Source organism: Paenibacillus planticolens (genome assembly GCF_013141725.1).
GTDB lineage: Bacteria > Bacillota > Bacilli > Paenibacillales > NBRC-103111 > Paenibacillus_E > Paenibacillus_E planticolens.
On sequence record NZ_WHNZ01000012.1, the window covers coordinates 268486 to 281660 of the forward strand.

Consider the following 13175-nt stretch of genomic DNA (forward strand, 5'->3'; position numbering starts at 1 on the left):
ACCAGCCTGCACCTTCTTATTGACAGGTTGAAGCTGTGATGCGATGTGATTCCGGAAGCTCTCTTCCAAGTACGCGATAGTAAATTTCCTCATATTGCATCGTTGTAATGTCATTGCAGAACGTATATCTGGCACGGTCCAAGCAATTTTGCACTACTTGCTCGTACAGCACTTGATTGCTGAGCAGGTTTACCGCATGCTCGGCCATTGCGTCCGTGTCGCCAACATTGGCTAAATATCCAGTTTCCCCATGAGTGATCAGCTCGGGAATCCCTCCTGCGTTAGAGCCTATGGTCGGTACACCGCACGCCATAGCTTCCAGAGCGACGAGACCAAAGCTCTCTTTCTCGGAAGGCAGCAGCATGACATCCGCAAGCGAAATCACCTGCGAGACGTCATCCTGCTTGCCGCAGAACGTAACCTTATCGCTAAGGCCAAGCTCCTTGACCTTCGCAATCATTTTAGACAGATCGGGACCTTCCCCGACAAACAAAAGCCGCGATGGAATCTTCTTGCTCACCTTAGCAAAAATATCGACGACATCATGGACCCGTTTGACCGGTCTGAAGTTAGAAATGTGGATAAGAATCTTTTCTTCCGGTCTGGCGAATTCGCCTCTGAGCTTTGTAATATCCCGTGGGTAATACACGCGTTTATCGACAAAGTTATATGTTAAATCAATATCCCGGTCAATATCAAGTAATTCCCTTGTTTCCTTAATTAAATCCTTCGAGACGGCCGTAACCGCATCGCTTTCATTAATTGCATAGCGAATTAAATCCGAAATGGATTGATCTTGGCCAAGTACCGTGATATCCGTTCCGTGAAGCGTGGTAACTACTTTCAATTTACTTCCGACCATCTGTTTGGCAAGAAGCGCACATACCGCATGCGGAATTGCGTAATGAACATGAAGCAAATCCAGCTCTTCCATCTTGGCTACCTGCGCAAGTTTGCTTGCAAGGGATAGATCGTATGGTGGATAGCGGAAAACATAATACTGACTGACTTCGACTTCATGATAAAAAATATTTTTATGAAATTTACCCAACCGAAACGGCATGCTGTGCGTAATAAAGTGAACTTCATGCCCTTTTTCGGCAAGCAGCTTGCCGAGTTCCGTCGCAACGACGCCTGAACCGCCTAACGTTGGATAACAAGTAATACCAATTTTAAGTTTGTCGTTCATCCTACACCTCTTTTCCCGATCAATCGAATCGATCAACCAACAATGGCAGCTTAGAGACGAAGCCTTCTGCATACTGAAGCATCCGCTTCTGTCCCATTAGACGGTCACGAGCTTCTACACGTTCTACATAGCCTTGATTGAGCGGCGTAGCTACAGTGCCTTGACCCGTAATAAACTGCGAGCGGTATGCGCTCAGTGCCGCTGTTTTGGTCTCGTAATAATCGGTTACATTTACAATGAAATCTGCTTCGTACACATCATTTATAAAATAGAAATACATCTGCTCCACATTCACAGGTTCAGTCTCCGGTAAATATTTGCGCAGCTTGGCATTGAAAACAGATTCTTGAATGAGTGCCGAGCAAGCGATATGATCCGGATGACGATCCTGCCAATACGGAGCGAACACGATTCTAGGTTTAAATTTCCGAATTTCAGCGGTAATCCGCTCAATATAGTCAGGAGTCACGTACAAGCCTCGATCCGGAAGACCCAGATTCGTGCGTGCGGTCAATCCCAACACCTTGGCAGCCTGGTCGGCTTCTTCCATCCTCGTTTCAACGGTCCCGTTGGATGACATTTCCGCATGGGTTAAATCGCAAATACCGACCCGGTAGCCTAAAGCGGTATGTTTCGCAATTGTTCCGGCCATCCCGATCTCGGCATCGTCCGCATGTGCGCCAAAAATAAGAATATCCAGTTGCTCGCTCATCTTATTCAATTCCCGGTTTATATTTATGTACGAGTTCTCTCCATGCAAAATCCCCGCGATCCAGCGCTTTAACGAGAATTTCCGCCGTAGCGATATTGGTCGCGCACGGTATTCCCTGTACGTCGCATAAACGCAAGAGCGCGATAATGTCCGGCTCATGCGGCTGCGCCATTAACGGATCACGCAAAAAGATAATCAGATCCATTTCATTCTGAGCGACCAAAGCGCCGATTTGCTGGTCTCCTCCCAGTGGACCTGACATAAATCGATGGACATCGAGTTTGGTATTATCCATAATCCTCTGCCCTGTTGTGCCTGTTCCGTACAGCTTATGGCCTGCGAATACATGTTCGTAAGCCGTAACGAAGTTTACCATTTCATCTTTCTTGCGATCATGAGCAATTAGCGCGATGTTTAACATTCTGACTTCCACTCCCCTAAGACTTCTTAATCTATAAAATGCTCGAATCCGTAAATCATACCGCTATATGTCATCACTTTACGTACAGCAATCGCAACGCCAGGCATATAGGCTGCACGGTCATAAGAGTCATGTCTAATCTTAAGCGCCTGGCCTTGCTGCGCCATAATAACTTCCTGTTGAGCGAAAATACCCGGCAAACGAACGCTATGTATCCTAAACCCATTGTAATACCCGCCGCGCGAACCTTCAATTATTTCTTCTTCTTGCGGATTGCCTTGCCTGAGCTCTTCTCTGACTTCCGATATAAGTTCAGCCGTTTTCACGGACGTACCTGATGGAGCATCCAGCTTCTGATCGCCATGATATTCGATAATTTCCAAATGAGGAAAGTATTTGGATGCCTGCGCTGCAAATTTCATCATTAGTATCGCGCCAATGGAGAAATTAGGGGCAATGAGTCCGCCGATTTCTTTCTCCTGGCACTGCTTGTCCAACTCGGCAATATCTTCCGGGGTAAATCCGGTTGTCCCCATAACAGGGCGAATGCCTAAGCGAATAGCTAAACTTGTGTGTGAGAACGCAGTTTTAGGCCCCGTAAAATCTACCAATACATCCGGTCTGGATTCGGTCAAAGCAAGCTCCAAATCATTGCTCATTGTAACTCCGCATTCTTCAAGCCCTACCATTCTTCCTAGATCAATCGGGCCAGAGGAGCGGTCGACTCCCGCCACTAATTCCATATCGGACTCCGTGAGTACGGTCTTCACGACCTCTCTCCCCATTCTTCCACTTGCCCCAACGACGGCTACTCGAATTTTACGCTCCATGACGATGTTTCTCCTTTGTGTATGTTTCAATCTCTATTTTTCATCTTTTGCTGGTATCTCTCCGCCTGCTGCTTTGCCAGCTCATGATTCGGCTCTAATCTTAAGGCATCCGCCACGGTTTGGTGGGCTCTCCCATAATCGTTCCGGAAAGCAAAAGCTTCGCCTAAAATCAGATAGGCTTCAATTGCCAGCGGGTCGAGCACGATCGCTTCCTTCAGCAAGAAAATCGCTCTTTCCGCATGCTCTGTTTGCGTGCTTAGATGCCTCTGAGCTCTTTCGACCAGTTCTCTGGCATGCAGCACTTGCAAATGATAGCGGTAGGCTTCATTGTCCTGCTCGAGCTGGGCGGCCTCTACAGCATGTTCAATAGCACTGCTCAGCTTGTTGCCTCTTGCATAAGTTATCGATAGTTTGTAATGATAGGCAGCATTGTTTGGTTCAGCAGCTATTGCTTTTTCAAACCATTCGATCGCTTTTTCAAAGTCTTGTGAAAGTATGGATTCGTACGCTTTCTGTATTTGATCTTCTCCATTCATCTGCCCATCCTCCTTATCGAAAGCGAGTCTCCCGTTAGTGGGGATGGAATAGTTTATGAAGCTTATGTAGTTTCGGTGTTAATTTTAGTCCATCTACCCGCGTCCCGCGTATTAAACTTATGCATGATTTTATCATGCGCCTCAGTCAAATCAATACCTAGCGAGTTCGCGAAGCAGATCGTAATAAACATAATGTCGCCAAGCTCCAGCTCAATGGAATTGTCCGCTTCGGTGCTTTTTTTAGGTTTTTCACCGTAGGTATGGTTCACCTCGCGGGCTAATTCCCCCACTTCCTCAGACATTCTGGCCAGCATCGCCAAAGGACTGAAATATCCTTCTTTGAACTGGGAAATATAAGTATCGACTTCTTTCTGTATATCTTTAAGCGTACGTTCCGACATAGTCACCCTTCTTTCCTTCATCTTCACCAAGATATCATTACTATGTTAAACTAAACAAGAAAAGTTGACAAATTTTTTTGACAGATGGGATCCGTAAGTTTGGAGGAAAAGAAATGATTTTTAAGGAACGGTTTGCTGATCAATTCACAAATGTACTCGCCATTACAATCGGTACCGCGATTTATGCGTTTGGTTTGCATTATTTCGTGATTTCCAACGAGCTGATGGAAGGCGGTGTTACCGGAATCTCATTGCTTCTGAAGTATGTGCTGAACGTACCTCCCTCTATCTCTACGTTATTGTGCAATATTCCGTTGTTTTATCTCGGTTGGCGCATTTTCGGGAAAGGACCCATGCTCTATACCATTTACGGCGTAGTGGCCTTGTCATTCTTTCTCTGGGTGATGGAACTGCTTATCAACCTGCATTGGATTGTGCCCTTTCAGACCACACAGGATTACTTTCTAGCCACACTTTATGCAGGTATTACACTCGGGACAGGACTAGGCCTTGTATTTCGCTTCGGCGGCACAACAGGCGGATCTGACATTCTGGCTCGAATCGGACATAAGAAAAAGGGATGGAGTGTCGGACAAGTCATTCTCATTATCGACGTCATTGTCATTGGATCCTCCTTTCTCTATTTACCGAAAGAAAAGGTCTTATACTCTCTCGTAGCCGTTTTTGTTACCTCACGCATCATTGATTACATATCCGAGGGCGCGTATGCCGCCAAAGCATTTACAATCATAAGCGACCAAGCTGTGTCAGTAGCAGAATCCATTACAAAAGAATTAGACCGGGGCGTAACGTTATTTCCCGCCAGAGGCGCCTACTCCGGCCACAATAAAGAAGTTGTCTATTGTGTCGTTTACCGTCACGAAACAAGGCGTCTTCGCGAGCTCATTCGCGCGATCGATCCCCGCGCTTTTATCATCATAGGTGAAGTCCATGAGGTGATAGGCGAGGGCTTTAAAGAGAACTAAACGCCAAAAAAGGCTGAACAGATGTCATCATCTGCTCAACCTTTTTTTATTCCCCCAGTTCCTTTTCACGGGATTGTTTGACCGGGACAATATGCCGCCCTGATTGGTACATCCGCCAGCCAACGAATGACAGAACGCTAACGATAATTAGCCCAATTCCTGCAGACCAGATGATTGGATGCTTAGGGTCGGTTATCGGTACGAAAGCAATAGCATCCTTATTTTTGAGAAATAGTTCATCCAGCACTTGACCCAAATGATCTAAGCCTGATTCCGCTTGGCGGGCCGCCATGGGCTGGCTGTTAATGTTTTTTCGCAAATAGAGAAGGACAGAGTCAAGTTTCTCGACGGAGGATGCCTCCCGGCTTATCAATAAGGAAGGATGAATAATGGCAATATGCTGAGAAAGTTTACCGAAGGCGGCAATAGCTTCTTGCTGTTTCCCCGATTTAACCACTTGCGTTAAGGCTGCCGTGTCATTTTGAAGCACTTTATAATATTGCAGCCACATGGGCTGATTTTTATGCGTAAGAGCATCTGTTGCTAGGCGTATTTTGGCGACGGCCATTTGCCCTTCTTCCGGCGAATAGCTCGCGGCATTATAGACCCTCTTCGCTTGCGTAATCGTTTCGGTTAACGCGTTTAGCCCTTCCACTGATGTAATACCCTCGAAATGTATTTTGGGTATTTGATCAGACATTTGCATAAGCTTACTTCGCGCCTCAAGCACTTGACCGTCCATCGTTTGCTTGTACATCTCATCGGCAATTTGATTCAGAAACTCTACACGCTGTATTTGTTCCGGATCAAGAGGTTTGGCAGCTTGACCACTCGTACTGGTGCTGGCCGTGCATGCAGAGCTTATACTAACAACTGCTGTCAGCAAAAGCGTGACCGTCAGTCGCTTAAATCCCCCGGTAAACCTAAACATGGGACATCCCCTCCTTCACCATCATCATATGGAGGTTCGTCCCAATTTAGACCATCGCTTATTGGATTATAGTGCTCTATTCTGGCGAATGCGCAAACAAATGAGGGCGATCACAATACTTATCAGGCTTAAACTGATGGTGAACCCTTCGATAGTCGCATAATAGTTGCTCACAAGCACATCCGGCAATCTGGGGAATACCCCGCGTTCGTAGTCCATGAAATCGTTCCAAAATGTCCAGCACGCAACAATCACGATCGCGGGCATACGGTAGGTATACCACCTCACAAATAACAGCGCTTCCAATGCCATTGCCAGGTGAGAGCAAGTCAGCATCCAGCCATCCCAACCGACAGGAACTCCTTGCCAGGCACCTGCCCAAATCATCGTAACCGCCCAGATCCCGTACTTAAAAGAAGTGATAAGCGCAAAGGCTTCGACGAATCCTCGGATGGCTTGATAAACTTTTGAACTGCTCTTGCCCATAGAACGATCTACAATCAAGTAACCGACCGACAAAGTGAAAAATAAGCTGGCTGTCGGACTATCAGGAACAAAAAAAACGTACCACAGCGGATTTTCGGCAATTGTGTCCACCATTTGAAGCCAATACCACTTATAACCATACACTGTGCCAAGCAGGTTCGTAATAAATAGCAGCCATAGCATCTTTTTGCTCAGTAAAAAATCCTTACTCCAAAAGTAAGAAATGGACACTCCTTGATGCAAGAGAGCTCCTCCTTCATTTGATTTAAAAAAACCTGACCGCATGCGCGATCAGGCTTTCCTGTTTTATTGGGCCTTTTGTTTGGATAACCATTCAGCAAGCTTCGTGATATCGGCATCAGTTAAGCCTTTATCGATGTTAGCTTGATATTGTTTACCCATGTTGCCCTTACCGTTTTTGATAATGTTCAAGATCTCATCTTGCGGATGTTTGTCACCTACGCCAAGCAAGGCCGGTACGCCTGAAGCAGGCATTCCTTTAAGTCCAGCACCATGACAGGACAAGCAAGTTGCTTTTTTGTAGATTTCAGCACCCGGATCATCAGCTGCCACGATAGCTGGAGCTTTCTTAGTATCCTTAGCAGCGCCGCCGCCAGCAGCTGCGCCTTTGTTCGCGTGCATTTCTTCTTCACGCTTAATATGCTCAGGAATGATGTTTTTCTCTTTCAATTCAAACTGGTAGTGATCCCAAGATGTGTACGTCAAGTATGTACAAGCGATTAGAGATAAAATCATCAAGCTGGAAGCGATCGGTCTTCTATAGAAACGACGCTCTTTCCCCGTATCTAAGAACGGAGCCAGCAGCAAGCCGCCAAATAACAGACCAGGTACGACAACCGCTCCAAGCACAACGTAATCTCCAGATGTATACGGGTATTTCAACAATTGGTACATGAACAAGAAGTACCAGTCCGGCATCGGAATGAAAGCCGTGTTCTTAGGATCCGCAGGATAACCCAGCGGAGCCGGATCGGACATAACCAGCACTAGCATACCAACCAGTACGACTACCCCTACCATCCACTCTTTTAACAAGAAGTTGGGAATAAAGGCTTCTGATTTTCCCGGATACGCGGAGTAATCGCGAGGAATCAATCTTTGTTCTTGTGTTTTCTTAATTACGCGGGAATCCCCGACGTAAACGATTTTTTCGTCAGACTTATGACCATGCGCCACGCTATTCGCCCCTCCCTAATTTATAGCGGTCCGGAAATACCTTGTTTGCGAATCATGAAGAAGTGTCCAGCAAGCAAAGCGAGCAGAACGCCAGGCAGGAAGAACACGTGAATGGCGAAGAAACGAGTAAGTGTTTGCGCACCAACGATACTTCCGCCTTGCAGCAATGTTTCGATGTACGGACCTGCGAAAGGTACGGACGCTGCAATTTTCATACCTACTTGTGTAGCAAAGTATGCTTTGTTATCCCATGGAAGCAGGTATCCCGTAAAACCAAGACCTAACATAACGAAGAAAATGAGCATGCCTACCACCCAGTTCATTTCACGTGGTGCTTTATAAGAACCTGTGAAGAACACGCGCAGGGTATGTAAGAACATCATTACGATAACTAAACTAGCTCCCCAGTGGTGCATACCTCTGACGATAACACCGAAAGCTACTTTATGTTGTAAGTAATCAACACTTGCATAAGCATTGATGATATCAGGTGTGTAATACATCGTTAGGAACATACCTGACAAGATTTGAATAACTGTAATGAAAAACGTCAATCCGCCGAAGCAATACACGAAAGCGGAAAAATGATGAGCAGGGTTTACGTGTTCAGGAACCTCATGATCTGCTACATCCCTCCACATAGGCGTAATATCAAGACGTTCGTCAATCCAGTTGTATACGTTTTTAAACATCTGACTGTGACGCCTCCTTATACTCTTGTGTTAGCATGCAGTTGTCCCACATAAACGAAACCGTTCTCTACTTTGGTTGTGTATTCATCCAAAGGTTTAGGTGCTACCGCAAGGTTCTTACCGTCTTGCGTATAGTGAGCACCGTGACAAGGACAGAAATACTGATCTTTGTAAGCCGGGTTGTCGTTCCAGTTGACCGTACATCCAAGGTGCTTACAAGTTGGATTCAATGCAAAGAGCTTTCCGCTGCTATCCTTGGAAATCCACGCTACCAACTCAGCATCACTTTCGTACCAACCATCTACCTGATGGACTTGGAACGTAAAAGACTGTGGTACATTTGTAATTTTGCTTTCTTCGACAACTTTTACCCAATCCGATTCTGACTTCTTTTGAAGCACAGGATCTACCGCAAACCGTATCATTGGAATAATGATACCGGCCCCCATGAATCCTCCAGCGCCACCAAGGGTGTAGGAAAGAAATTGTCGGCGAGACATTTCGCGTTTTGTCCCGGGTTTCTTCCCGTGCTGTTCTTCATTGTGATTGTTATGATCACTCATTCTCAGGTCTACCCTCCTACATTGGCCGATGTCCAACCCTCTCGGACGTCAGTTACCTCTATCACGTGTCGTTCGACATTACACTACATATAACTAGGACATTACTAATAATAGCCTACGACTACTAGGTCGTCAAGAATCCAGAACTCCTTTTGAGCCATTGAAAACTTGGCGTTCGGACAAATTTTAACGAAATTGTCACAACTTTTTGGCAGCCAATGTACGCCATTACTTCCCTTATCCTGCACATTTTTTTTTCCAATAATACGCTTAACGGAGAAAGTTAATCACCTTGCTGCCACAATTGCTGAACTTGCTTGGAAATACTCGCTTTGATCTGTTCAGACCCGCTTGTCCACTGCTCCATATCGACAACGATCAACAAATCGGTTTGATCCGCTTTCCAGGAGGCCGCATCTTCCGTATGTATGGTTAGCACAATGACATAGCGGAATCCCATCCTTTTTAAATGAAGTGAGAGTGCTTCCAACTGGTCTTTCATGCTCACAGCTGTCATGTAATGAAGCGCTGGGTACGTCACAACCCTTCCTTTGTAAGGAATTTCGATGGTTTCGAGTGCATCGCGGAGCTGTTCCAGCGCTGCTGTCACGGATGCCGGATCTTCAAACCCCGTCAACCCCGTTACCGGAAGCAAGCATGTATCCAAGTACGGTTTCAAATCGGGCCAATCTTGTGCTGGAATATCATTAAACTTCAACAGGACTTCCCCCTCTATCTTTTGCCAAAAAAGCTTTGGCTATGTAACAATAGCCATGTCTACTTGTACACTTTAATCCGTCATTACGCGACTGTCAATTGAACTTCCTGTTTGTCCGCGCAAAGCTTCAAGCGCATCCTCCAAATCCTGCTGCTTCACGACAAGATAAGGACTCTCCCATTCCCCATCCAAATGAATGTACTGGACATTTGCCGGTTTATAGGTTTGGTATGATTTCATCAATGTTCGCAATTCATCCGCTGGAATGTCCGTTTTAATGGAATTTCCCATAATATCGAGCACTTTAGCCCATGCCGTTAAACCGTTCAGTGATGTCAAGTTATCCAGCAACTGATTGAGGACAAGCTGTTCCCTCTGGTTTCGCACGATATCCGACGATTCCGCAGTACCTAAATTAGATTTGCGGTATCGAATAAAGTCAAGAACCTGCTTTCCATTCAAATGCTGTATGCCTTTATTTAAACGAATATCCGTACCATCGCTTTCGTCCTGATAACGCATATCCATATCGACATCTACCGTCATGCCGCCGAATTGATCAACGAGCTTGCGAAATCCGTCAAAATTAATAACAGCCATATGGTCAATTGGAACTTGATACACCCTGCTAAACAGTTGTTTTGTTTCCTCAAGGGCCGTGTCTTTATTTTTATTATAATAATAAGCGTAGAAATAATTTGCTTTATGGGATGTTTCTAAGCCGGATTTATCCGCAGTAATCTCCAGATCTCTCGGAATCGACACGACGGTCCCTTGATGGGTAGCAGGATCGACGCGAAAGATCATCATGACATCCGTATTCTTTGATCCCTCGCTGCCCTCACGCTCATCCGTAGCCGTAAGAAGGAAAGTAAGCGGTTTTTCTTCTTCCTCTGCCCGATTTGATAATTGTGAAGTCTGCGTTAGCGCTACTTTTCCTGTGTTTATGCCATTTATCGTTGATTCTGCCGGAGCAGCCATTTGATCAAGCGTTTGATTCCATTTATTCATGATAAACGCGGCATAACTGGTCGCAGATCCTACAACAAATAAGGTCACAAGCAAAAACACCGATAAAACTTTACGCTTTCTCATGCTTCTCAATAGCTTTCTCATCGTTTTCTCCTTTTGTTCCGCAGTATAGTCTAATTAATGGACGCACGGCTGAACAAAATAGTTCTTTTTTATCATCTTTACAGCAAAAAAAGACATGTGAAATTGTTCACACGTCTTCTCTAATTTACTTTGCCTGCCAGCATATTCATTTATCCTGAAGATTGCAGCGTTTTTAGCTCTGAGGTAAGAGCGAGGAATGTCGGTTGATCCCCTTTAGCTAACGCAAGGTCAATCTCTTTATAGAGATTTTGTTCTTTATATTTGCGAATGGCGTCATCCCAAACCATTTCCGCGAAAAGTGCCAGCAGCGCGTTGTTAGATACATTCATTTTTCCCATGAGACCTACCTCCAAATGTTGTACGCGGTTTGTCAGGAGCTTCTTTTTCGCAAAAACATGAAAGTCCGTTTCTTGGTGTCTGCCAACCCCTGTGTGCTCCTACTTTATCATATTCATTCGGTACAACAGCGCTTCCTTCAAAAGCCCGATTGAACAGGAATGTGTTTATACCTACTGCTTGCCGTCCGCCTTGAAACGCGTGCTCTCTTGATCCAGCAAGAGAACTACCTTATCTTCTTCAGCCACAAAGGTGCCTTGAACGACTTTAGATCCGAGTTTGGTGACTTGTACCACCATGCCCTCCTTATCGTCTTCTCCGATTCGAATGAGCCCCAGATGCATCATCATTTGTAAAATACGCTTTTCCACAATAGATTCCGAACTATCATAGTAAAATGGCTTCACCAATTTACATAACACATCGCTAAGTGATGACAATGTGATCCATTGCCCGCTAAGCCGGTCAACCCACCCCGCGAGGCTTTGCACATTGGGAATCGGATTCTTATACAGCCGGAGCCAGAACTTGTACACATCTGCCAGATTTTCTTTTTTGCCTTCCAGCAAGCGCGCTTTTCCTTCCTCCGTCAAATGAAGCGTTTGGCCCTGTTCGCTGATCAACTGACGGTAATAGCAGTAATCATAGATGAACGAGAATCGGTTCGGGTAGTCTTTAAACATACGGCCATACCCGAAACGCCAAGCTCCCTTTGCCACCATATCCTCCTGAACCGACAAGCGGTCGAGTATTTGCTGCAGCTGCCGCTTGTACATGGACCCGTCCGCTGTGAGAAGAATTTCCTGCTGATGTGAAATATACGTCAAGAAATGAAAGATATCATCCACCAAAAGCGTTTGCTCATCCCGATATACACTTGGTTCGCCGGTCAGCTTTAAGCTTTGCTTAAACTGTCCTGTCAGCACCTCGCTAAATTTCCGTTTCAAATCATTAGGCACATGAAACAAAAATTTCGTTTGCTGGGAATAGCCGTTAAATAGCCAGCCAAGCTTCTTAAACTTAATGACCATGTCGCGGGGATTCCATTCATCCGATACGTCCTTTTGAAACCGCGATTGTTGAACTCTAGCGATCAGCTCTTCGATGCTGAAGGCATTACGAGGATCAAAGAGCAGAGAATTTAGGAAACGGATATCTTCGATGTTCAACTCTTGAATATGTTTTTCGAAAATCTCTCTGCGCAGCGCCGTGCTCAAAATAGACTGAATCAAATCATTCTTAGAATGGCCATTGCACTCACACTCGTAAGTATGAGCAATTCGGCCTAGCTCGTGAATATCGGCGTAGCTGAGCATGTCCGCAAGGTTCATTTCCATCTACATCCCCCATTTGACGGAGCTTTCCGCTCCTTGGTTTCTAGTAACCATTATGGGGTTTTTTCCCGAAAATATTCCAAGCGGAACAAAAAAAGCACGACTCTGCTAACAAGTCATGCTTCCGGTTCAGTTATTATTCATGTACGGTTTCCAAGTGAGATAAACAATTATATAACTCAAGCTCCCACCCATTTTCTTGACGCATCAGGATCGTTAAAGACGTATTTTGCAGGAATTGCTCACTGTCCATGCGTAGAACTCTGAGCACCTGCACAATGAACCCGCCATGAGAAACCATTAATATTTTTTGGGCCGGGTATGCCTCAAGTATTTCTGCTTCAAGCTCCGACCACCGTTTCCAAAGATCATCGTCCGACTCCTGGCCTAGTTCCTGAAGCTTCCATTCCGGCCCCCAACGCTCTTCCCGCTCGGCAACGGTAGTTCCTTCCACCTGACCATATTTACGCTCACGAAGTCTGCTATCCGTACCTATAAGGGGGATGCCCGATAGATCCGAGATAATTTGAGCCGTTTCTTTTGCTCTTTTTAAGTCACTGCTGATGATCCCGTCCCAATTTTCATTGGCTAATCGGCGTCCAAGCAACCTGGCTTGCTCTCTTCCTTCGTCGGTCAAATCCGTATCCAACTGCCCCTGCAGCTTGCCTAAACGATTCCACTCCGTACTTCCATGCCGGATGAAGCCAATTGTTGTCATTTGAGTATC

At 45.6% G+C, this 13175-nt stretch carries 17 protein-coding genes; 1 reads left to right on the forward strand and 16 read right to left on the reverse strand.

The window, feature by feature from the left end; genetic code table 11:
- Positions 1–16: 16 nt before the first annotated feature.
- The 6 genes from bshA to GC097_RS04055 form a co-directional block, all read right to left on the reverse strand.
- A complete protein-coding gene (gene bshA, locus GC097_RS04030) occupies positions 17–1189 on the reverse strand; it encodes an N-acetyl-alpha-D-glucosaminyl L-malate synthase BshA (protein ID WP_171682055.1) in 1173 nt (390 codons plus the stop codon).
- Positions 1190–1208: 19 nt separating this feature from the next.
- Positions 1209–1901, reverse strand: a complete 693-nt coding sequence (gene bshB1, locus GC097_RS04035) for a bacillithiol biosynthesis deacetylase BshB1 (RefSeq protein WP_171682056.1) — start codon at positions 1899–1901, stop codon at positions 1209–1211.
- A gap of 1 nt (position 1902) precedes the next feature.
- Positions 1903–2322: a methylglyoxal synthase gene (locus GC097_RS04040; protein WP_171682057.1), complete on the reverse strand. Its 420-nt coding sequence runs from the start codon at positions 2320–2322 to the stop codon at positions 1903–1905.
- A gap of 26 nt (positions 2323–2348) precedes the next feature.
- Positions 2349–3152, reverse strand: a complete 804-nt coding sequence (gene dapB, locus GC097_RS04045; RefSeq protein WP_171682058.1) for a 4-hydroxy-tetrahydrodipicolinate reductase — start codon at positions 3150–3152, stop codon at positions 2349–2351.
- 26 nt (positions 3153–3178) lie between these two features.
- Positions 3179–3688: a tetratricopeptide repeat protein gene (locus tag GC097_RS04050; RefSeq protein WP_171682059.1), complete on the reverse strand. Its 510-nt coding sequence runs from the start codon at positions 3686–3688 to the stop codon at positions 3179–3181.
- A gap of 62 nt (positions 3689–3750) precedes the next feature.
- A complete protein-coding gene (locus GC097_RS04055) occupies positions 3751–4089 on the reverse strand; it encodes a nucleotide pyrophosphohydrolase (RefSeq protein ID WP_167053839.1) in 339 nt (112 codons plus the stop codon).
- A gap of 113 nt (positions 4090–4202) precedes the next feature.
- Between GC097_RS04055 and GC097_RS04060 the strand changes: the two genes are divergently transcribed.
- Positions 4203–5075, forward strand: a complete 873-nt coding sequence (locus GC097_RS04060; RefSeq protein ID WP_171682060.1) for a YitT family protein — start codon at positions 4203–4205, stop codon at positions 5073–5075.
- Positions 5076–5121: 46 nt separating this feature from the next.
- On the opposite strand, the gene GC097_RS04065 is transcribed toward GC097_RS04060, so the two are convergent.
- From GC097_RS04065 to GC097_RS04110, 10 genes are all read right to left on the reverse strand, one after another.
- Positions 5122–6006 (reverse strand): sporulation protein YpjB, encoded by an 885-nt coding sequence (locus tag GC097_RS04065; protein ID WP_171682061.1) that lies wholly within the window; start codon positions 6004–6006, stop codon positions 5122–5124.
- A 66-nt stretch (positions 6007–6072) separates the two neighbouring features.
- Positions 6073–6735 (reverse strand): DUF1405 domain-containing protein, encoded by a 663-nt coding sequence (locus GC097_RS04070; RefSeq protein WP_246293931.1) that lies wholly within the window; start codon positions 6733–6735, stop codon positions 6073–6075.
- Between the two features lie 63 nt (positions 6736–6798).
- Positions 6799–7689, reverse strand: a complete 891-nt coding sequence (locus GC097_RS04075) for a menaquinol-cytochrome c reductase cytochrome b/c subunit (RefSeq protein WP_171682063.1) — start codon at positions 7687–7689, stop codon at positions 6799–6801.
- A gap of 20 nt (positions 7690–7709) precedes the next feature.
- Entirely contained in the window at positions 7710–8381 is a 672-nt protein-coding gene (gene qcrB, locus GC097_RS04080) for a menaquinol-cytochrome c reductase cytochrome b subunit (protein WP_028554311.1), read from the reverse strand.
- Between the two features lie 17 nt (positions 8382–8398).
- Positions 8399–8944: a QcrA and Rieske domain-containing protein gene (locus GC097_RS04085; RefSeq protein WP_127451417.1), complete on the reverse strand. Its 546-nt coding sequence runs from the start codon at positions 8942–8944 to the stop codon at positions 8399–8401.
- A gap of 283 nt (positions 8945–9227) precedes the next feature.
- Complete coding sequence (locus tag GC097_RS04090) at positions 9228–9662, reverse strand: DUF2487 family protein (protein WP_171682064.1); 435 nt, start codon at positions 9660–9662, stop codon at positions 9228–9230.
- Positions 9663–9734: 72 nt separating this feature from the next.
- Positions 9735–10757 carry an LCP family protein gene (locus tag GC097_RS04095; protein WP_171682065.1) on the reverse strand — a complete coding sequence of 341 codons (1023 nt, stop codon included), beginning with the start codon at positions 10755–10757 and terminating at the stop codon, positions 9735–9737.
- A 170-nt stretch (positions 10758–10927) separates the two neighbouring features.
- On the reverse strand, positions 10928–11116 hold the full coding sequence (locus GC097_RS04100) for an IDEAL domain-containing protein (protein ID WP_167053825.1): 189 nt from the start codon (positions 11114–11116) through the stop codon (positions 10928–10930).
- 171 nt (positions 11117–11287) lie between these two features.
- The gene (locus tag GC097_RS04105; protein WP_171682246.1) at positions 11288–12445 is read right to left on the reverse strand and encodes a hypothetical protein; all 1158 of its coding nucleotides are present in this window, start codon (positions 12443–12445) and stop codon (positions 11288–11290) included.
- 139 nt (positions 12446–12584) lie between these two features.
- Positions 12585–13166, reverse strand: a complete 582-nt coding sequence (locus tag GC097_RS04110; protein WP_171682066.1) for a histidine phosphatase family protein — start codon at positions 13164–13166, stop codon at positions 12585–12587.
- Positions 13167–13175: the final 9 nt, after the last annotated feature.

Bases quoted from the DNA above. Each gene is read 5' to 3' on its own strand.
- bshA (WP_171682055.1), bottom strand. From the start codon at position 1,189: ATGAACGACAAACTTAAAATTGGTATTACTTGTTATCCAACGTTAGGC.
- GC097_RS04065 (WP_171682061.1), bottom strand. From the start codon at position 6,006: ATGTTTAGGTTTACCGGGGGATTTAAGCGACTGACGGTCACGCTTTTG.
- GC097_RS04050 (WP_171682059.1), bottom strand. From the start codon at position 3,688: ATGAATGGAGAAGATCAAATACAGAAAGCGTACGAATCCATACTTTCA.
- GC097_RS04110 (WP_171682066.1), bottom strand. From the start codon at position 13,166: ATGACAACAATTGGCTTCATCCGGCATGGAAGTACGGAGTGGAATCGT.
- GC097_RS04095 (WP_171682065.1), bottom strand. From the start codon at position 10,757: ATGAGAAAGCGTAAAGTTTTATCGGTGTTTTTGCTTGTGACCTTATTT.
- GC097_RS04100 (WP_167053825.1), bottom strand. From the start codon at position 11,116: ATGGGAAAAATGAATGTATCTAACAACGCGCTGCTGGCACTTTTCGCG.
- qcrB (WP_028554311.1), bottom strand. From the start codon at position 8,381: ATGTTTAAAAACGTATACAACTGGATTGACGAACGTCTTGATATTACG.
- GC097_RS04055 (WP_167053839.1), bottom strand. From the start codon at position 4,089: ATGTCGGAACGTACGCTTAAAGATATACAGAAAGAAGTCGATACTTAT.
- GC097_RS04060 (WP_171682060.1), top strand. From the start codon at position 4,203: ATGATTTTTAAGGAACGGTTTGCTGATCAATTCACAAATGTACTCGCC.
- GC097_RS04105 (WP_171682246.1), bottom strand. From the start codon at position 12,445: ATGAACCTTGCGGACATGCTCAGCTACGCCGATATTCACGAGCTAGGC.
- GC097_RS04040 (WP_171682057.1), bottom strand. From the start codon at position 2,322: ATGTTAAACATCGCGCTAATTGCTCATGATCGCAAGAAAGATGAAATG.
- dapB (WP_171682058.1), bottom strand. From the start codon at position 3,152: ATGGAGCGTAAAATTCGAGTAGCCGTCGTTGGGGCAAGTGGAAGAATG.
- GC097_RS04085 (WP_127451417.1), bottom strand. From the start codon at position 8,944: ATGAGTGATCATAACAATCACAATGAAGAACAGCACGGGAAGAAACCC.
- bshB1 (WP_171682056.1), bottom strand. From the start codon at position 1,901: ATGAGCGAGCAACTGGATATTCTTATTTTTGGCGCACATGCGGACGAT.